This window comes from Mucilaginibacter rubeus, assembly GCF_003286415.2.
GTDB lineage: Bacteria > Bacteroidota > Bacteroidia > Sphingobacteriales > Sphingobacteriaceae > Mucilaginibacter > Mucilaginibacter rubeus_A.
Genome location: NZ_CP043450.1, coordinates 1,808,662 through 1,828,509 on the forward strand (window position 1 = coordinate 1,808,662; position 19,848 = coordinate 1,828,509).

At 41.9% G+C, this 19,848-nt stretch carries 17 protein-coding genes; 11 read left to right on the forward strand and 6 right to left on the reverse strand.

All coding sequences use genetic code 11. The features are described from left to right. Positions 1-9: 9 nt before the first annotated feature. The 3 genes from DEO27_RS07390 (at position 10) to DEO27_RS07400 (ending at position 6,017) form a co-directional block, all read left to right on the forward strand. The gene (locus DEO27_RS07390) at positions 10-2,268 is read left to right on the forward strand and encodes a GH92 family glycosyl hydrolase (protein WP_112572259.1); all 2,259 of its coding nucleotides are present in this window, start codon (positions 10-12) and stop codon (positions 2,266-2,268) included. A 39-nt stretch (positions 2,269-2,307) separates the two neighbouring features. After that, positions 2,308-3,567 carry a glycoside hydrolase family 71/99-like protein gene (locus DEO27_RS07395; RefSeq protein ID WP_112571635.1) on the forward strand — a complete coding sequence of 420 codons (1,260 nt, stop codon included), beginning with the start codon at positions 2,308-2,310 and terminating at the stop codon, positions 3,565-3,567. 188 nt (positions 3,568-3,755) lie between these two features. Next, positions 3,756-6,017 (forward strand): glycoside hydrolase family 3 N-terminal domain-containing protein, encoded by a 2,262-nt coding sequence (locus DEO27_RS07400; RefSeq protein WP_112571633.1) that lies wholly within the window; start codon positions 3,756-3,758, stop codon positions 6,015-6,017. Between the two features lie 407 nt (positions 6,018-6,424). Here DEO27_RS07400 and DEO27_RS07405 read toward each other — a convergent pair whose 3' ends face one another. Together DEO27_RS07405 and DEO27_RS07410 are read right to left on the reverse strand one after the other, a co-directional pair. After that, complete coding sequence (locus tag DEO27_RS07405; RefSeq protein ID WP_112571631.1) at positions 6,425-7,141, reverse strand: ZIP family metal transporter; 717 nt, start codon at positions 7,139-7,141, stop codon at positions 6,425-6,427. Continuing rightward, positions 7,141-7,704: a phosphatase PAP2 family protein gene (locus DEO27_RS07410; protein WP_112571629.1), complete on the reverse strand. Its 564-nt coding sequence runs from the start codon at positions 7,702-7,704 to the stop codon at positions 7,141-7,143. Before DEO27_RS07410 ends, DEO27_RS07405 begins: the two co-directional genes overlap by 1 nt. A 253-nt stretch (positions 7,705-7,957) precedes the next feature. Between DEO27_RS07410 and glmM the strand changes: the two genes are divergently transcribed. Beyond that, a complete protein-coding gene (gene glmM, locus DEO27_RS07415; protein ID WP_112571627.1) occupies positions 7,958-9,349 on the forward strand; it encodes a phosphoglucosamine mutase in 1,392 nt (463 codons plus the stop codon). Positions 9,350-9,472: 123 nt separating this feature from the next. Next, positions 9,473-10,609 carry a cysteine desulfurase family protein gene (locus tag DEO27_RS07420; RefSeq protein WP_112571625.1) on the forward strand — a complete coding sequence of 379 codons (1,137 nt, stop codon included), beginning with the start codon at positions 9,473-9,475 and terminating at the stop codon, positions 10,607-10,609. A 174-nt stretch (positions 10,610-10,783) separates the two neighbouring features. Here the strand turns inward: DEO27_RS07420 and rpoN are convergent, their stop codons facing one another. Then, positions 10,784-12,259: an RNA polymerase factor sigma-54 gene (gene rpoN / locus DEO27_RS07425; RefSeq protein ID WP_112571623.1), complete on the reverse strand. Its 1,476-nt coding sequence runs from the start codon at positions 12,257-12,259 to the stop codon at positions 10,784-10,786. A gap of 176 nt (positions 12,260-12,435) precedes the next feature. Between rpoN and mscL the strand changes: the two genes are divergently transcribed. Beyond that, complete coding sequence (mscL, locus tag DEO27_RS07430) at positions 12,436-12,840, forward strand: large-conductance mechanosensitive channel protein MscL (protein WP_112571621.1); 405 nt, start codon at positions 12,436-12,438, stop codon at positions 12,838-12,840. Positions 12,841-12,947: 107 nt separating this feature from the next. Here the strand turns inward: mscL and DEO27_RS07435 are convergent, their stop codons facing one another. After that, a complete protein-coding gene (locus DEO27_RS07435) occupies positions 12,948-13,826 on the reverse strand; it encodes a ChaN family lipoprotein (RefSeq protein ID WP_112571619.1) in 879 nt (292 codons plus the stop codon). A gap of 371 nt (positions 13,827-14,197) precedes the next feature. On the opposite strand from DEO27_RS07435, the gene DEO27_RS07440 reads away from it, so the two are divergent. The 5 genes from DEO27_RS07440 to tsaB all read left to right on the forward strand — a co-directional run bounded on the left by DEO27_RS07440 (position 14,198) and on the right by tsaB (position 16,656). Next, positions 14,198-14,773: an ankyrin repeat domain-containing protein gene (locus tag DEO27_RS07440; RefSeq protein ID WP_112571617.1), complete on the forward strand. Its 576-nt coding sequence runs from the start codon at positions 14,198-14,200 to the stop codon at positions 14,771-14,773. A gap of 285 nt (positions 14,774-15,058) precedes the next feature. After that, positions 15,059-15,217, forward strand: a complete 159-nt coding sequence (gene rpmH / locus DEO27_RS07445) for a 50S ribosomal protein L34 (protein ID WP_083878950.1) — start codon at positions 15,059-15,061, stop codon at positions 15,215-15,217. Positions 15,218-15,285: 68 nt separating this feature from the next. Beyond that, entirely contained in the window at positions 15,286-15,699 is a 414-nt protein-coding gene (rnpA, locus tag DEO27_RS07450; protein ID WP_317132979.1) for a ribonuclease P protein component, read from the forward strand. Between the two features lie 12 nt (positions 15,700-15,711). Then, positions 15,712-15,954 carry a membrane protein insertion efficiency factor YidD gene (yidD, locus tag DEO27_RS07455; protein ID WP_112571615.1) on the forward strand — a complete coding sequence of 81 codons (243 nt, stop codon included), beginning with the start codon at positions 15,712-15,714 and terminating at the stop codon, positions 15,952-15,954. 9 nt (positions 15,955-15,963) lie between these two features. Continuing rightward, positions 15,964-16,656 (forward strand): tRNA (adenosine(37)-N6)-threonylcarbamoyltransferase complex dimerization subunit type 1 TsaB, encoded by a 693-nt coding sequence (tsaB, locus tag DEO27_RS07460; RefSeq protein ID WP_112571613.1) that lies wholly within the window; start codon positions 15,964-15,966, stop codon positions 16,654-16,656. Here tsaB and DEO27_RS07465 read toward each other — a convergent pair. Together DEO27_RS07465 and DEO27_RS07470 are read right to left on the reverse strand one after the other, a co-directional pair. Then, entirely contained in the window at positions 16,653-18,104 is a 1,452-nt protein-coding gene (locus DEO27_RS07465) for a DUF5723 family protein (protein ID WP_146750038.1), read from the reverse strand. The two genes, tsaB and DEO27_RS07465, sit on opposite strands and share 4 nt — an antisense overlap. 136 nt (positions 18,105-18,240) lie before the next feature. Then, positions 18,241-19,830: a hypothetical protein gene (locus DEO27_RS07470; RefSeq protein ID WP_112571609.1), complete on the reverse strand. Its 1,590-nt coding sequence runs from the start codon at positions 19,828-19,830 to the stop codon at positions 18,241-18,243. Between the last annotated feature and the right edge of the window lie 18 nt (positions 19,831-19,848).

The window sequence follows — 19,848 nt, forward strand, 5'->3', positions numbered from 1 at the left end:
TTATTACCCATGCTAACCCCTTTCCCTCGGTTGTTAAAGCCGGCGTTTTTATCTGCAATAATTAGCATCAGCAGCTTGTGCGGCGGTGTAACCGTATCTGCTCAAACAAAAGACGAAGGCAATCTTCAATACATTGATCCGCATATAGGTAATGTAGGAGCGCTTCTTGAGCCTACGCGGCCTACAGCACATTTGCCTAACCAGATGATCAGGATGCTGCCTGTACGTCACGACTATATTGATGATCAGATTTCCAGCTTTCCGCTTAATGTGGTATCGCATAGGTTAGGGGAGGTGTTTTCGGTTAAACCGGATAATAGCGCGATTACCCCTGCTTCGTGGAATGAAAGAATGACCTATGATCATGATCTGGAAGTTACCCGTCCGTGGTATTATTCAACTTTCCTGATTGATAAGGACATCACCGTAGAGTTCGCGCCGGGTAAAAAGGTTGGAGATTATAAATTTACTTTTCCGGCTAAAAGTGCTGCTAAAAGCATTTTGTTTGGATTGTATAACGATGGGTTAGCCAATCTCACGTTCACAGGCGGTAATGAGCTAACCGGTTTTGAAACCTATCATGACGATATTAAAGTTTATGTATACGGTAAGTTTAATGCTAAAGGTGCCGCTGGTATAGTGAAGGATAACGCCCTGGTTAAACAAAGCACAGCCGATGGGAAAGACCTTAAATCATACATTACATTTGCCGCCGGTACTCCGGATGTAATAGAATTTAAGTACGCCATATCGTACGTGAGCCCTCAGCAGGCTAAACAAAACTTTAACGATGAATTTGGCAGTGCCGACTTTGAAACGCTCAAGCAGGCAGCTAAAGCTACATGGGCAAAAGTAGTTGGCCAGATTGAAACTGAAGGGGGGACTGTGGCACAGCGTCGCTCATTTTATACCGCTTTGTATCGTTGTAATGAGCGTATGGTTGATATTAACGAAGATGGTCATTACTATAGCGGATACGATAAAAAAGTCCACGACAGCAACCGTCCGTTTTATGTGGATGACTGGGTTTGGGATACTTATCTGGCCCTGCACCCGCTTCGCACTATCCTGAACCCAAAGCTGGAATCGGATATGTTGAACTCGTATGTTAACCAGTATGAGCAAAGCGGCTGGATGCCAACCTTCCCTGTATTGTTTGGTGATAACCCTTGTATGAATGGCTTCCATTCTACAGTAATGTTTCTGGATGATTACCGCAAAGGTATCCGTGGTTTTGATGTTGATAAGGCTTATGAAGGTATCCTTAAAAATGCAAACGAAGCCACCATGCTGCCATGGGAAAACGGCCCTAAATGCGAGCTGGATGACTTTTATCATACCAACGGATATTTCCCAGCTTTGAAAAAAGGAGAAAAGGAAACTGTAAGCCTGGTGCATGGTTTTGAAAAACGGCAGGCCGTGGCCGTAACCCTTGGCGGCAGTTATGACGATTGGGCGGTTGGCCAGTTAGCGGGTGAATTGAAAAAAACAGCCGACGAGCAAACCTTTGCTAAACGCGCGCTCAACTACAAAAACCTTTGGAATAATGATAAGCAAATGTTTATCCCTAAAGACAAGGATGGCAACTGGATTGATATCGATCCTAAGTTTGACGGCGGTTTAGGCGGTCGCGAGTTTTACGACGAAAACAATGGCTGGACTTACCTGTGGCAGGTACAGCATGATATTCCTGGATTGGCAAACCTCATGGGCGGACAAGACAAATTCCAGGCCCGTTTGGATCAGTTGTTCCGCGAAAGCCTCGATAGAAGCAAATACCAGTTCTGGGCAAAATTTCCTGATGCAACGGGTTTAGTTGGCCAGTATTCGATGGGTAATGAGCCAAGTTTCCATATCCCGTACCTGTACAACTTTGCAGGCGCGCCGTGGAAAACGCAAAAGCGTGTAAGGTTCCTGCTTGATGTTTGGTATAAGGATAATATTTTCGGTATTCCCGGTGATGAAGATGGTGGCGGTATGTCGGCCTTTGTGGTATTCTCGTCAATGGGCTTTTACCCGATTACACCAGGAAAGCCAGTATATACCATCGGCAGCCCGGTTTTCAGCAAGGTTACCATCAACCTGCAAAATCGTAAGCAGTTTAAACTGGTAGCTAACAATTGCTCGGTAGTAAACAAATATATCCAAAGCGCTAAGTTTAACGGCCAGGTGCTTAACAAGCCGCTCTTTACCCATGAGCAACTGATGGCAGGCGGTACGCTTGAACTGGAAATGGGACCAAAACCAAATAAAAACTGGGGCATCTGATCTAAGTAAAAAATCAACACATATTAAAATTCTATCCTGATGAAAAAATACGTTTTTAGCATCTTGCTGCTACTGCTATGCGCTGTTGCCAACGCGCAGTTGAGGCACAGTAAAACATCGGCATTTAAAAGTTATAAAGGTTTGGTGATGGCCGGTTACCAGGGATGGTTCAACGCGCCCGGCGACGGCGGCAATCGTTGGTGGAACCATTATGTTTCGCATGGCAAGTTTGAGCCCGGTTATACCAATATCGACCTGTGGCCCGATGTAAGTGAATATCCCAAAACCTATAAATCGCCACTTAAACTGGCCGATGGCAGCGACGCTTACCTGTACAGCTCGTACGATGCTTCATCAACCGAAACACATTTTAAATGGATGCAACAATATGGCGTCGATGGCGTTTTTGTACAGCGCTTTATTGGTGATGTGCAGCGTGGAGCCGGTAAGCATCATAATGATGTGGTTTTGGGCAACGCCCTGAAATATGCACAGAAATACCATAGGGCTATTACGGTAATGTATGATCTGTCGGGTATGAACGCAGGCGGCGATTCGCTGGTGATCAAGGATTGGAAACACCTTGTCGACAGTATGAAAGTAACTAACCGGGGCAATAACCAAACATGGTTGTATCACAATGGCAAACCCCTGGTAGCTGTATGGGGGATAGGTTTTAATGACCACCGCCGTTATGGTTTAACTGAAGGTGAAAAGATCATCGATTTTTTAAAGAATGACCCTGTATATGGAGGCTGTGCCATTTTGCTTGGTGTGCCTACCTATTGGCGCGACTTTGGCAACGACACTGAGAATGATCCGCATCTGCATGATCTGCTGCGTAAGGTTGATATTGTTCACCCCTGGTTTGTGGGCCGCTTTAATGAAGAAGCTTATCCAGCCTTTCAGCACCGTATTGCCGAGGATATTGCCTGGTGTAAGGAAAATAAAGTTGATTATGTACCTACCGTGTTTCCAGGCTTTAGCTGGCACAACATGAACCCTCGTGCTAAGCAAAACCAGATTCCGCGCAACCGTGGCCATTTTTATTGGAAACAGATAAACGGTGCCATCAACAGCGGCGCCGAAATGCTGTACGTAGCCATGTTTGATGAAGTTGATGAGGGCACGGCTATCCTCAAAGTATCAAAAAATCCGCCGGTAGGCTTAAGTACATTCGTAACGTTTGAGGACGATATCCCTAATGATTATTACTTGTACTTAACAGGTTATGCCGCTAAAATGCTCCGGAAGCAAGTGCCTTTAACAGCCGACGTGCCACCGCCGGTAAAAAAATAGCGTTATAAAGCTCTTTCATCAAATTTAATTGACATTAATGGCGGATAAGCCCTGCCGTTAATGTTTTATTAATCACTTATTAGTTTCCAGGTATAGTTTTAGCCTTCGATAAGCCGGACTGGATTTGTTTGTTAAAATAAACAATCGATTGTGCGGCAAGTAATAACCCAACCAATTATAACTTATTTATGAAGCAAAAGAACGCCTATATATCGGTTCTTTTAGTAACGATTTTTTGTTCATTTAATACCCCTAAACCTACTGCCAAGCTTCCGTATAAAGACGCGTCGCTGCCGGTTGAAAAGCGTGTAGCCGATTTACTTGGCCGAATGACAACCGCCGAAAAGATCCGCCAGTTGGATATGTACTGGGGCCACGAGGTTGCAAATATGCAAGGACATGACGCGGTTTCCATGTCGGATAGTGCCCGCATCAATATTGGCACAGAAGGCATCGGTTCGGTTCATGACCTGTATCCTTTAACTGCCGACGTAAGCAATCAGATCCAACGATATGCTGTGGAGAAAACGCGACTTGGCATTCCAGTGCTTTTTATTGAAGAAGGTCTGCACGGTTATGAGGGGCTGGGCAGTACAACTTTCCCGAGTCCGCTGGCACTGGCCGGTGCCTGGGATACTACCAATGTGCATAAGGCCGGCCGTATCATAGCAACAGAAATGCGTGCCCATGGTGTGGCGATGGTGTTAGGCCCGGTACTTTGTCTTCCGCGCGATCCACGTTGGGGCCGTGTTGAAGAAACCTATGGCGAAGATCCATTTTTATCGGCAGCCAATGGCGTAGCTATGGTGAAAGGTTTGCAAGGCAATAAATTGAGCGATCATAATGCGGTGCTATCAGAGCCAAAGCATTTTGCTGTACACGGCATTCCGGAAGCTGGCAGCAATACAGCTCCGGTTAATATGGGCGAACGTGAAGCCCGCTCATCTTTTTTATATGTATTTGAAAAGGCTGTAAGTGAAGGCGGCGCGATGGGTATGATGGCAGCTTATAGTGAAATAGACGGTATCCCATGTGTAGATAACAAATGGTTGTTGAAAGATGTGCTGCGTGGCGAATGGGGTTTTAAGGGTTTTGTGCTGTCGGACCTCGGGGCTATTAAGATGTCGCTTAACAATCACCAGATAGCAACCGACGCGGCCGATGCCCTGGCACAAACTTTTACTGCCGGGATGGATATGCAGTTTTATGATTTTCCGCATGTGCCTTTCCATGAGGCTATGAACAAGGCGCTGGTAAGCAAAAAACTGTCCTTGGCAGATCTGAACCGCGCTGTATCAAACGTGCTGCGGGTAAAGTTTATGCTGGGTTTGTTTGATCATCCTTATATCGACACCGATCTGCTCAAAAAAGTAAACCATACAGAAGAAAGCCGCGCCGTCGCCCTTAAACTTGCACAGGAAGGGATCAGTCTGCTTAAGAATGATAATAATATATTGCCGCTTGGGCCTAATGTGCATTCGGTGGCGGTTGTCGGGCCGCTGGCCGAAAGCACATACCTGGGCGGTTACGCCAATAAGATGGGCAAAGGTGTAGCCATATTAGATGCTTTGAAGCAAAAGGCCGGTAATAACCTGGATATTAAATTTGAAACGGGCTATACAGCTGATACCTCTGCCGCAAAGCAAAATGAATATCTTCAGAAAGCAACCAATACGGTTAAGCAATCGGATGTAGCCGTAGTTGTTTTGGGCGAGGATATCAACGAGGTAGGCGAGGGGAAAGACCGGGCTAACCTCGATCTTAACAAACAACAAAGCCATCTTATTGAAGAGATTTATAAAACCGGGAAACCAACTGTAGTGGTTTTGTTTAATGGCAGGCCATTGTGCATTAATTGGGTTGCCAAAAAGATCCCCGCCATTGTTGAATCCTGGTTTCTGGGTGAAACCGGTGGGTTGGCCATAGCCGATGTGTTATTGGGTAAAGTAAATCCGTCAGGCAAATTACCAATGACTTTCCCAAGATCGGTAGGGCAAGTGCCTTTTTATTACGATCATAAGCCAACCTCAAGGCACGTGTATGTTGATCAGGATACTTCGGCGCTGTTTCCATTCGGGCATGGCTTAAGCTATACCTCATTTGAGTATTCAAACTTGAAAATCGCCCAGTCACAAATCCCGCTTAATGGTTCCGCAAACGTTAGCGTTACTGTTAAAAATACCGGTAAGGTTGAAGGTGAAGAAGTAGTGCAGCTTTATCTACGCGATGTTATAGCCAGTGTAACTACCCCGGTAAAATCACTCAAAGGTTTTAAAAGGATCAGCCTTAAACCGGGTGAAAGTGGTACTGTTCAATTTAAAATAGACAACAAGGAACTGATGCTTTGGAACCGCCAGATGAAACAGGTTGTTGAACCAGGCGAATTTAAAGTGATGGTTGGCAGCTCATCTGAGGATATCAGGCTGAGAAGGAGTTTTTATGTGAAATAATGTCAGAATCTGAATTTTCAGGATTTTAGAATTTTCAGAATATAAATCACTGAAAATTCTGATCAAAGATATCCCGGAGCATTCCAAACATGAATCCGGGTTTAGTTGATGATTACCATGATATTTTGGTAACCGGTGCGTCTGAGGTGAGATACAGACGCACCTTTTTATTTTATAAGTTGTTAAAGAAAAACAAAAGTGTAACCAAAAGTGTGGGAAAGTGCGATTCCCCTCTTGAGAGGGGTGGAGGGGTGTGTTTAACCACTTGTAATGAATGCTGATGAAACACACCCCTGCAATCACTCGTGTCCCACCGCGCCCCCTCTCAAGAGGGGATTGGAAAAATATTAATATTTAAGCACTTAGTTTGATAATAAACTTCGCTTTGAGGGGCATCCGGGAGCCTATTACAACTCCTTCAAAAAACCAAGCAAGGCTATAGCAACGCCGGCCAATACGGCTATCATCTTGCGCATATTAAAACGATGATCGGCACTTGATTCAAAAAGTATTGTAGTTGAAATATGCAGGAAGATCCCGATAACCACACCCATGATCCGGTTAAAATAATGTTGCAGGTTGCCGATGTTCCCGGTGCTTAAGGCATCGCTGAAAAAATATCCGGCTGGTGCCATAACCGCAAATACTGCCACAAAAAATATCGTTTTGTTTTTACCTTGTTTGTTGGTAAGCAGCACGGTAGCTAAGGCAAACGCGGCCGGGATATGATGTAAGGCAATACCATAAACCAATTGGTCCTGGTTGCCTTGCGCAAGCGGCATTCCTTCTAAAAATGCATGCAGGCAAAGGCTGATCATAATACCTATTGGAAAAACAGCCAGATCATGCGGATGTTTATGCATGTGGCCGTGCTCTATCCCGTCTGAAAATTGCTCAAGCACAATCTGGAACAGAAAGCCTACAAGAATAAATACTCCTACATAGTTGTCATTGCCATGATAGGCGTCGGGGATCAGGTGTAATACGGTAATCCCAAACAAATAAGCCCCGCTGAATGATAATACCAGTTTCAGCGTTTTGTGGTTATCGCCTTTAAATAAAAATACAGAAGTACCGCCAAAAAAGGCAGCAAAAAATAGCAGCAGAATTTTCCAATATCCCATTAAAAGGCAGGTTGTAATTTTTTAAACAATAATGAAAGTAGCCATCCAACAAGGGCGCCGTAAAGGGCACCACACAGCACATCTATCGGGAAGTGCACACCCACGTATACTTGGGCAAAGCAGATGCTCCCTGCCCATAAAACGGCCCAAAGCCAAATCCTTTTCCATTTACGGCCTAATACAAAACATAAAAATATGGCCATGGCAAAATGGTCGGTGGCATGTGTTGAGGGAAAGCTGTAGCCTGTACCACAAGGCACGCGGCTAACATCGGTAACCGATACAATAGGGTCGCGGCAGGGGCGAAGGCGTTGTACGGTATGTTTTATAAGCACTCCGCTGGTAAAATCAGCTATACCTGCCGATGCGGCCAGTAATACGATAATGATAGCGCCGATTTTTCTGTATCGCCATAAACAAAAAGCGATAATGAAAATATACAGCGGGATCCAGAATTTCGGATTGCGCAACAATGGCATGATCCAATCGAAAAACGAATTGGACAGGTCGTGGTTAATGAAATAAAATAAATGCCGGTCGAGATTTAAAAGATAGTCGGGCATTGTTTTTACTATAGATGCTTGTTTGCTTAATTTTCAAAGTTATCAAATCAGTTAAAAAAACCTTCAGACTTTTAATACTTAGGTCGCGTATTATCCCGTTAAGCATAAAATAATGCGCAGGAATGACAATTGAACTAACGCTATGCCGTATTAATAAACAGTAAATTAGTGTGCAAGCGTTTGCGCAATTACTTAAAACAATATCATTTGTATCTTATATTTTTTACTTTTACCACACCAAAAACATCGCATTTTGACTTTAATTAAATCTATTTCAGGTATACGCGGCACTATAGGTGGCGCTGTTGGCGACGGTTTAACACCGCTTGATATTGTAAAATTTACTTCGGCCTATGGTTCATGGGCTGTGAAAAAATCAGGAATTAAAAAGATTGTAGTAGGCCGTGACGCCCGTTTATCGGGTGAAATGGTGAATAACCTGGTTATTGGTACGCTACAAGGCTTAGGCATTGACGTTATTGATCTTGGTTTATCAACTACGCCTACTGTTGAGGTTGCCGTTACCGGCGAAAAGGCAGCCGGTGGTATCATTCTTACTGCAAGCCATAATCCTAAACAATGGAACGCGCTTAAGCTGCTTAATGCCGATGGCGAGTTCATTAGTGATGCCGATGGTAAAGAAGTATTGACCATTGCAGAGTATAGCGATTTTATATATGCCGATGTAAATGATCTGGGTAAAGTTACCCATGATGATACCTGGCTGCAAAAACACGTTGACCAGGTATTGGCTTTGCCATTGGTTGATGTTGAGGCTATCAAAAAAGCCGACTTTAAAGTAGTAATAGATTGCGTGAACTCTACGGGTGGCATCTTTGTGCCTGCCTTGCTGAAAGCTTTAGGCGTTGAAACTGTTCACGAATTATACTGTGAGCCTGATGGCAATTTCCCGCACAACCCAGAGCCGCTTCCCGAAAACCTGATAGCGCTATCAAAAGAAGTTGTAAGCAAAAGGGCAGATTTAGGTATAGCAGTTGACCCGGATGTTGACCGCCTTTGCTTCGTTTGCGAAGATGGTAATATGTTTGGCGAAGAATATACACTGGTTGCCGTGGCTGACTATGTTTTGAAAAACAATGTTGGTAACACCGTTTCCAATCTTTCATCAACCCGTGCCTTGCGCGATGTTACTGAAAAAGCAGGTGGCGAATACCATGCCGCGGCAGTAGGAGAGGTAAATGTGGTGAACCAGATGAAGGCGGTTAACGCGGTTATTGGTGGCGAGGGTAACGGCGGGGTTATTTATCCCGAATCGCATTACGGTCGTGACGCTTTAGTTGGCATAGCCTTGTTTTTAACCCACCTGGCTAAGTATGGCAAGTCGGTTTCAAGCCTGCGTGCGTCATACCCGGGTTATTTTATTTCAAAAAATAAGATCACTTTAACGCCCGAAATGGACATAGATGCCCTTTTGAGCAGGGTGGAAGAAAAATATATCAAGCAGCCTCATTCAACAATAGACGGCTTGAAAATAGAATTTGATAAAGAATGGGTACATTTGCGGAGGTCAAACACCGAGCCCATTATCAGGATATACTCCGAAGGCAATTCTGAAACCGTGGCGAACGGTTTGGCCAATAAGATCATCGCTGATATTAAGGAGATCTTACAACTGAAAGGTTAATTTTTACTGGTATTAAAAAATAACAGGCAACCGGCGGTATTTTCCGTTGGTTGCTTGCCTATATAATAATATCGGGCATGTGTTTTAAAGTTACTGATCCATTAATTTATAAATTTTAAAAGAATGCGCGTTTATTTTGATAATGCCGCCACTACACCGCTTGACCCTGACGTGATGAAGGAGATGTACAAGGTGATGGAGAGCCAATTTGGTAATCCCTCATCAATACATGCCCACGGCAGGGAAGCCCGTACTTTGATTGAGCGTTCGCGTAAAACGATTGCCGGTTTACTGCATACTTCGCCAGCCGAAATCTTTTTTACATCAAGCGGTACCGAGGCTGATAATACAGCCATCAGGTGCGGTATCATTGATCACAAAATTACCCACGCCATCACCAGCCCAACCGAGCATCACGCAGTGCTCCATACGCTGGAAGCCATGGAAAAGTCGGGTGTTATTAAATTGAGCCTGGTAAACATCGACAGCAAGGGTGTTATTGATTATGATCACCTGGAAACATTATTGAAAGAAAATGAACGCAGTTTTGTTTCATTAATGCATGCCAACAATGAAATAGGTACATTATCGGATATGGAACGCATTGGTGATCTGTGCGAAACTTATAACGCCATTTACCATTGCGATACTGTGCAAACCATGGGACATTATCAGCATGACCTGAGCAAGCTTAAAGCTCATTTCCTGGTGTGCGCAGCTCACAAGTTACATGGTCCTAAAGGTGTGGGTTTTCTGCACATCAACCATAAAATAAAGATAAAACCATTTATTTATGGCGGAGCGCAGGAACGCAACATGCGCGGCGGTACCGAAAATATTTACGGCATAGTTGGTTTAGCTAAATCGCTTGAATTGGCTTACAGCGAAATGGAGCAGCACCAAAATCATATCCAGGGTTTAAAATCGTATATGATGGAACAATTGATTGCCCATGTTCCGGGTGTAAGCTTTAATGGGGAAACTGATGCTGAAAAAAGTTTATATACAGTATTGAACGTTTCATTCCCCGAAATGGAAATGAGCGATATGTTGTTATTTAACCTTGATATCGCCGGTATTTCTGCTTCGGGCGGAAGTGCATGCAGTTCAGGTAGCGATATCGGTTCGCATGTGTTAACAGCTATCGGTGCCAGCTCATCAAGGCCATCGGTACGTTTCTCATTTTCAAAATATAACACTAAAGAAGAGGTTGATTTTGTAGTAGCCAAAGTTCGTGAACTTTGTGCTGTGAATGTGTAAGCTTAAAAGTAATTTATAAAAAAGCCTTAAGAATTGATTTCTTAAGGCTTTTTCTTTGGTGTTAAAACTCGTCATTGCGAGGTACGAAGCAATCGCGAACTATACAAGGTAGACCTGCTTATTGGGGATTGCTTCGTACCTCGCAATGACGTTTTATAGATGTCTTTAAAAAAGCTACAATTCCTTTCTCAACCTTGCTACCGGGATATTCATTTGCTCACGGTATTTAGCTACGGTGCGGCGGGCTATATTATAGCCGGCATCTTTAAGAATTTCGGTCAGTTTTTCATCAGCCAGCGGATGACGTTTATCTTCTTTGCCAATGTGCTCTTCCAGTATTTTTTTAACCTCTTTGTTAGATACTTCTTCGCCACTTTCGGTTTGGATAGCCTCGGAGAAGAATGATTTTAGCAAGAAGGTGCCGAACTCTGTTTGTACATATTTGGAGTTGGCCACGCGCGATACTGTTGAGATATCCATACCGATACGGTCGGCGATATCTTTCAGGATCATTGGCTTCAGGTTTTTGTCATCGCCGGTCAGGAAAAACTCGTATTGATACTGCATTATGGCATTCATAGTTTTAAGCAGCGTTTGCTGGCGCTGTTTAATAGCATCAATAAACCATTTTGCCGAATCAAGTTTTTGCTTTACAAACTGAACGGCCTCTTTCAGTTTTTTATCTTTTTGCGAAGCCTTGTCATAGTGCTGGAACATTTCCTGGTATGAGCGGCTTACCCTAAGCTCGGGTGCGTTTTTGGAGTTAAGTGTAAGTATGAGTGTACCATCATTGTTAGTGATATGAAAATCAGGGATCACCTGCATCTGCTTGGTATTGATCTCGTTCGAGTCGCCGGGTTTGGGGTTAAGTTTTAAAATTTCATTCACAACACCGCGTAACTCAATCGAGTTCATGTTCAGCGATTTTTCAAGCTTATCGTAATGTTTACGGGTAAACTCATCCAGGTAGTGCTCAACAACCTGTATCGCTTTTTTGATGATAGGATCGTTAACGTCCTTTTTACGAAGCTGGATCAGCAGGCATTCCTGCAAACTGCGGGCGCCTACACCGGCAGGGTCAAAACCCTGTATCACCTTTAGCATGTCCTCAACTTCCTCGTCTTCGGCCAGTACGTTTTGTGAAAATGCAAGATCATCGGTAAGCGACATGATAGGGCGGCGTAAGTAGCCATCGTCATCCAGGCTACCTATGATCTGCTTGCCAATCATGAAATCTTTATCACTTAAAGGCAGCAAATCTAACTGGGCTTGCAGGCTTTCAAAAAATGAACTTTGTACAGCAATAGGAATTTCTTTTCGTTCGTCCTCATCATCGCCATTTTGATCATAGCGTGAGCCATAATCGTTTAAGTTATCTTCCTGCAGGTAGTCGTCAATATTAAATTCATCCATCTCGCCTTTTTCCTCGTCGCTGTTGAAATTATCATCGTCGGGATCGCGGTCAGGATATTGTTCTTCGGGTTCGTTTAGGTTGGTAAGGCTCAGATCTTCAAGCGCCGGATTTTCCTCAAGCTCTTCTTTTATCCGGGTATCAAGCGAAACGGTAGGCACCTGCAGCAATTTTATAAATTGTATTTGCTGCGGTGAAAGTTTTTGTAAAAGTTTTTGTTGAAGGTTCTGTTTAAGCATATTTAAGATGTAGCCAAAAATACATCAAATTAATATTAACTAAAAATTACTTGGTGTATCTGCCGTAAAGTTGTTAAATGTTTTAAATACACCAATTGTTTTGTCATCAACAAAAAAACACTATAAATAGATTGTTTGTGTAATATTATTAACTTTAAGTAACCAAACTTTAATTTATGGCAATTGTAAAAGAGTTTAAAGAATTTGCAATGCGGGGCAACGTGGTTGATCTCGCAGTGGGTGTTATCATTGGCGCTGCCTTTGGCAAAATTGTTACATCGTTAGTGAATGATATCATTATGCCACCAATAGGGATGTTAACCGGTGGTATCGATTTTAAAGACCTTAAGTATGTGCTTAAGCCCGCGGTTGATAAAACTCCGGAAACGGCTATCAATTATGGTTTATTTATCAATAACATAATTGATTTTATCATTGTGGCATTCTGTATCTTTTTAATTGTAAAAGGTATCAATTCGCTGAAGAAAAAAGAGGAAGAAGCTCCTGCGGCACCTCCCGAACCAACTAAGGAGGAAGTTTTACTTACCGAGATCCGCGATTTGCTGGCTAAAAAAGCTTAAAGCGATTTAGTTCATGGATCATAGTTTTTTGCCTTATATGGCTATAACCTACGAACTATCAACCATTTGTTAATGGCTATGATCCATGAACTATCAACTATGAACTATCAGAAAGTTTTCGGTAGTTTCGGATCGGTTAGGATAATATAATCGGCCATGCCTGCAAATTTACTCCAGTCGGGGGTGTCGAAATTGTCATCGGCATAGGTGGCTATGTTTAGTATGCGTACCTTTGGCGCATATCTTTTTAATTGGGCTACCGCGCCCAATTTCTCTTCGCTATGAAAGCCTCCGTTCAGTTGTAGTATTTTAAAACCCGGATGACTTTTTAAAAATTTCGCTATCGACCAGCCCATCGTGGCATCCCATAAATTTTGCGATTGATAGATCTGCATACCCGGCATCGACGCGTGACCTCCCATAATTTTCGCAAATTTATCATAGTAGGCCCCTGTAGCGGTATCAATAGGTAAGGGAGCGAGGTAGCTTTTTGCTTGTGTATCGAGTTGTTTTAAAATATCAAGTCCGCCCCGTGTAACCATATTGGTATAGCGGGTAGGGGCGTTAGCTGCTATTACAGGCAGGTGATTGGTTTTCGCCAGTTCAATCAGTGGTTTGTAATCCTTATAGTTTGGCCAGGTACGCGCATCGGTGATGAGGTTTTTTTCGCGGATGAACCCTGCAAGATATTCGTTTAATACCAGCTGGCAATCTGTTTGAAACATCTCCATGGATAGTGCCGTTTTCTGCTGATATTTCTCAGCGAGTTTTTTAAACAAACTAAATTCAAGATAATGGGCTGTTGAGTCGTTGTGCTCTTCTCCAAAGAAAATGACATCGGCATTGGTCATGTCGTTAATAATATCATCAGGTGTGATAAGTTTCTGAGCAGATACACTATATATTTTATAATGGCTTGCAGGCAACTCCTGTGCTAAGGCCACTGTCGATAAGAATGCTAATAGTATAGATATGATGAATTTCATTTGTTAAGATAAAGCGCTGAATTTACACTTTGTTAATGCTTTAGAGCTGTTTTGTTTAAGGTTTTTTAATGGAAAATGTCACGGGAATGTCAGCTAATATTCTTTAAAGATTTGCGGCTATAAACTAATAATTAACACGTGCTTTAACTGGTTGTTTATCCATGGTAATTATCCGTTGTTTGTTTTAGTTCATTCTGTTCATTTTTTCTGAAAATTATGATATTATAAATTTAAATGCTAAGAAAATCTCTGTTTTTCTTAATTGTGTCTTCGTCCCAATTGGGCCGTCTCGGTTAAAATCATGGTAATGTTTTTTTCGTTAATTGCGATAATTTATTAACCGGCTTCGGCCACTAAACGATTGATTATTAATGAAAAAGAAACTTACCCTGTTGTGCCTGATGCTCGTGTGTTCGTTGCCAATCTTCGCTCAAAACATTTTTACAGCTATCCAGACCAATGATATCCCCGGGGTTAAATTTTTGCTGAACAAGAGTGCTAATGTAAATGTGAAAGACGAAAATGGCGATAGCCCGTTGATCGTTGCAGTTAAAAATAACCAAAGCAGAATAGTTAACCTGATACTGCAGGCCGATGTTAAAGTAGATTATAAAGACAAAGAGGGTAACACCGCTTTAATGCTTGCTGGTAAAAACGGCAACACCGAAATTATTGATCAGCTGTTGCATTACTATCCTAATATTAATACCCGTAACAGCAATGGCGCCACTGCTTTAATGTTAGCAGTTAATGAAGGAAATGCCGGTATAGTAAAAAGCTTGCTTGAACATGGTGCAAATGCTAAAATCAAGGATAAACAAAATAAAACCGCGGCTGACTATGCTAAGGATGCCGGCAAAGCTGAGATGGTATCATTGCTGAACAACACTACCCCGGTTACTGCCAGCCTTAAAAATACAGGATCATACGCCATCCCTTTTCAATAATACAAACAGAAGCATTTGTTAATGCGGCGCGATCTGTAAAAACAAAAATCCCGGAAGGAAAGTCATTGGATGCCCGTTCCGGGATTTTTATTTACCCTTATGATTGTAAGCAATCAAAAACATAGCAGATCAATTAGTTATTCTCAATAAAAAACACCTAATTTGCTGCTATTGAGCAGTTGTATGTATTTTATTATAAATAAGAAAAATAGTATTTGAACTATTGAATAAAATAACTACATTTGCGCTCTTGTTTAAAAAAGACGAATAGAATAAAATATAGCCATGAAAAGAACGTTTCAGCCTTCTCAAAGAAAAAGAAGAAATAAACACGGTTTCCGTGAACGCATGTCAACTGCTAACGGTAGGAGAGTATTAGCAGCCAGAAGAGCTAAAGGCAGAAAAAGATTAACTGTTTCTGACGAAGGCAGGCACAAAGCATAATTGAGGTTGCCCTGCCCTTATTTATAAGGGTTTGGAACCGCTTATCTGCTTTATCCTTCGGTTCAAAAATGGCAACTATGTATACTTTTAAAAAAGAAGAACGGTTATGTAACAAGAGGCTTATTGATAAGCTTTTTCATAGTGGTTCTTCTTTTTTATGTTATCCCTTCCGTGTTTCCTGGCTTGTTAATCCTGAGCCTCAGCTTCATCCTGCACAAATTCTTTTTTCTGTACCCAAAAAGCGTTACAAGCACGCTGTTGACCGTAACTTAGTGAAAAGACTAATGCGGGAGGCCTACAGGTTGCATAAACAACAGCATCTTTATGATATTCTGCAACAAACGGATAAAAGAATAATTGTTTCGGTTGGATATGTGGGTAAAGAAATTGAACCATTCCTTTTCATCGAAAAAAAAATGCTGAAGTTGCTTGCTCAACTTAGTAATGAATTAGCTGCTGCTGTACCGGTCGCGGCCAATTAATATGAAAAGCATATGGAAGCAATTGTCAGGTTTTTAAAAGCAATAGTCGGGGGGCTCTTCATTATCCTGATTAAATTTTACCAATATTTCATATCGCCGCTTTCAGCCGCGTCATGCCGTTATACGCCCACATGTTCACAATATGGCGTAGAGGCTATCAAAAAGCATGGTGCTTTTAAAGGCGGCTGGTTAACTATTAAACGTATAGCCAGTTGTAACCCATGGGGCGGTCATGGGCATGATCCTGTACCTTAAATTTGTAATATGAGCCTGATACTTCAAATAGAAACAGCAACAACATCTTGTTCGGTAGCCCTTGCCCGTTATGGCGAGGTTTTGGATTTTAAAGAAATAAACGCGCGCAATATCCACGCGGAGGTTATTACTTTATATATTGATGAGCTGCTGAATAACTCGGGGATACAGTACAGTGATATTGATGCCATTGCAGTAAGCAGTGGCCCCGGCTCGTATACAGGCTTGCGGATAGGTGTATCAACCGCCAAAGGACTATGTTTTGCACTTGACAAGCCATTGATCGCCATTGAAACGCTTGAAGCGATGGCGTTTGGCGTTATTAATAATCCCGGATTTTTTGAAGACAGCAACACGCTGTTGTGCCCAATGATTGATGCGCGACGAATGGAAGTTTACACCGCCCTGTTTGATAGCGAGGGTATCAGGGTACGTGAAACCGCCGCTGATATTATTGATGAGAACAGCTTTGCCGATTATTTAAAAGATAAAAAGATCATCTTTTTTGGCGATGGCGCCGAAAAATGCAAGAGCGTTTTAAGCCATAATCCTAATGCAAGATTTTTGGATGATTTTGTAAACTCTGCAACCTATCTTACTCAAAAAGCTGCTCAAAAGTTTGCAGACGGCGCTTTTGAAGATGTGGCTTATTATGAGCCATACTACCTCAAAGATTTTATAGCCGGGAAAAAAGCCCTTTAATTATTGGTTTTGAAGATTCGGCCAAATAAACGCCCGAAGAAACCTTTTTCACCCATCGGGATATAGCTTGAGTTCATTGGATGCTCAATTACGCGGCCAATTTTAAGTGAAAAACCCAGGAAAACATCTGCGCCGGTATAGTTGCCGATGTGATTTATCTGTTGATTATTACCTAAAGCCGCGAATGCGAACCTACCTGTGTTCAACAAACGTTCGGAACCTACGAAGAATTCGGCATTAGCTGATTTTACCATGATCTGTGCCCCAAGATTAAAGAATTTATAATCATCATAAGTGGCCGACAAGGTAGCTATCAGGTTGTTTTTTTGCACAGAGTTAACCAGAGCGCCGGTAAAACCGGTATCAAAAACTTCTTTTTGGGCTATCAAAGTTGGGAAGTACCTGAAAGTTTTTTCGTCATCAAGCCAATAGCTTTTAGATACGCTTAATTCAGCTTTGGCGTTGGTTTTTGTGTTAAAGGATGTAACAGCACCGTTGCCGTTTACCAGGTCATAAACCGCATTGTAAATATTTTCTTCGCGGTGCGTTGATGTGATGTCGGCAATATTAGTAGTATTGTTAAAATCAGTAATGGTTGAGCGTTTATTCCAGTGAATAAAGCCAAGGTCTTTGATATTACCTTGTATCAGCACTCCATCTTCTGTACGGTAAGTAGCACCCATTGATATCGAAGCTCCCGGATTACGAAATGTAGGTAAAAAATCACGACTATCTAAGCGGCCGGGTACGTAACTTCTGTAGAACCGCCCCTGCATGTAAACATCCGCGTTGTCATTGCTGGGATCTACCGGGTCCCGGTTAATTTGCAGGCTGGATTCATTAACATCAATTTTATCATACTGAACACCTGAAAGGTAGCTTAATTTAAAGCCTAATGACAATTGTTTAGTAACCTGTTCGCGATAAGTATAGCTTAACTGATCATACATTTGTATCTTGTAATGATTGTTAAATATATTGTCGTAACTATTGTACGCAAAATTTGATGGCCCGTCAAGAAATGCAACTGATTCGTCTGTTGCCAATCCCTTGCTTTCCAGCCTTGATTGGAACGAAAAACCCATTTCCACGTTACCGTTCAGGCTGGTAAAAAGCTTAAGCATTATTAAGTAAGCGTTGCCGTTAGCATTAAAATGGTTTAATGCATTCCTGCCAATTTTTAATGACGAGGTATTATAGTATGGAGGATCTCCAAATGCGCGGCTCTTAAGTGGCCGTTGTATGTTGCCGGTTAAAAAGAGGTTAGCGTCGAAATTGGGAACGAAAAAATTGAAAGCAACCGCTCTGCTCGAATCTGGAATAAAAGACCTTTGCGACGGATTTTCAAAAGAATCGTATAGCGTGCCCGTATTATATTGCGAAAACTGTTGAGCCGATACGGATAAAGAACAAAGTGTTAAAAAAAGAATAGTAAAGATCTTATTCATATTATAGCTCATACCTTTACTTTGAATTTTCTTAAAGATAGTTCAAAGTTGATTGCCGGTAAAATTTATTACAAGTTTCAATTTGAATTTCTTTTACGAAAATGACCGGGTATTGTTGTGTAAACACAACATAAATTTAATTTTTTACTGCACTTGTATCCGGTGCATTTAAACGCATGCAGAAATTAGTATAAAAATTTTTATCCGATGCGGTGAGCTGAAAAGCTGCTCCATAGTAGTTTTTCCAACCAGGATTGTTGTTTTCAAAGGCATCATAAAACGGCTTTTTTAGGTCGCGTTTTAATACCGGTTGCATATTTTTAAAGTTGACAAAGAACGCTACATTGCTTCTTTCGGCCAGTAGATTATCAAATTGTGTATACTGATCCGTTTTGCCGATGAACTTGCGGTTGAAATAGGTGTCGCTGTAACTCTCCAGCTCCGATACTGATGTGGAAAGTATAAGGTAGTTATCAATAATCATGAAGTAAGGTTTCCTGAACACGCTGAACGCGTCGCCCAATAAAAAGAACGGTAGCTTGTCATAATTAAACTGGCCAACTTTATCGGTAACCATATTGCTGATATTCATCATCAACGGAAAAAGCTTTGAACCATCTTTAACCGAAATAATAGCAAACTTTTCGAAATAGCGTGTAGTCACTATCGCGAATTCATTGCCGAGCAATTTTTCAAACTCTGGTTTTATAAATAAACCCGCTTCTGATTTTACTTTATTCAGCAGTTCGTTTTTTTCTTTGCTTACTCCAGCCTTCTCATGCCATTCTGAAAGATCGGCCTCAAATTTTTTGGAATCCGAAACAGCGAAGCTTGTGCTGTAAGCTGTTGTTGCCGGGAATATATCTTTCAAATGGTTTTCTACCGGTTGCTGTGCCGAAAAGATGTTCAAATAACTGGTAGCATTATTTTGCTTTGTAGTAAACCCGTTGAACATCAACGCATCACTTTTATAATTTAAGTTTAACGCGGCATAGGCGGGCAGCAATCTGAAGCTCTTGAAAATGTCTGTGGTTTTATTCGCGAACAGCTGATCAAAAAGCGGGTTAAGCTGATTGTAATTAATATAAAGGTTAGCAAGCGAGTTTGTGTTTTGCTGCTCGGGGAGTGGTACAAAGTTGTTGTGACCTTTATCCTGTTGATAAATGGCGCTATGATCGATAAGGTCTTTTGAAAAGCTTCCCGAAAAAATATTATCTCCCCTCTGGATGATATAAAAATGTTTATCGATTGTTTTCAGGAAAATATTAAAACCCTGGCTGCCTGCTATCTGCATTGGGGATACCTGCAGCGCATTTTTTGTGGAGCTGTTTAAGTTATTAAATAACGCAGGCGAAAAGTTTTTTGAAGCTGATATGGTCACTAATAAGTTAACATCATCATTATTAGCTGGGTGTAGCGAAATGAACATGTTTTGGCCGTTAAAAAACTGGTTCAACGGGGGAGCAGCAACTAATATTTTGCGCAAGGTATCAAGTTCCTGCAGTTTTTCGTGGCCTACAAAAGCATTTAGAAGTTGGTTGCCGGCGAAAATTTCATAGAAGCCTTTTTCATTGTTAAACTCAAATATGGCTACTGCATTATCAGGTATAGCGTGCATAACCTGCCCGGTACGCACTCCCGGCGGACTCAAATTTTTAAAATATAATACCGTTACAAGCACGGTAGCTATAATTAAAAATATAGTGGTTACTATCAGTCGTTTCATAGCAGGGGTGTGCAGCAA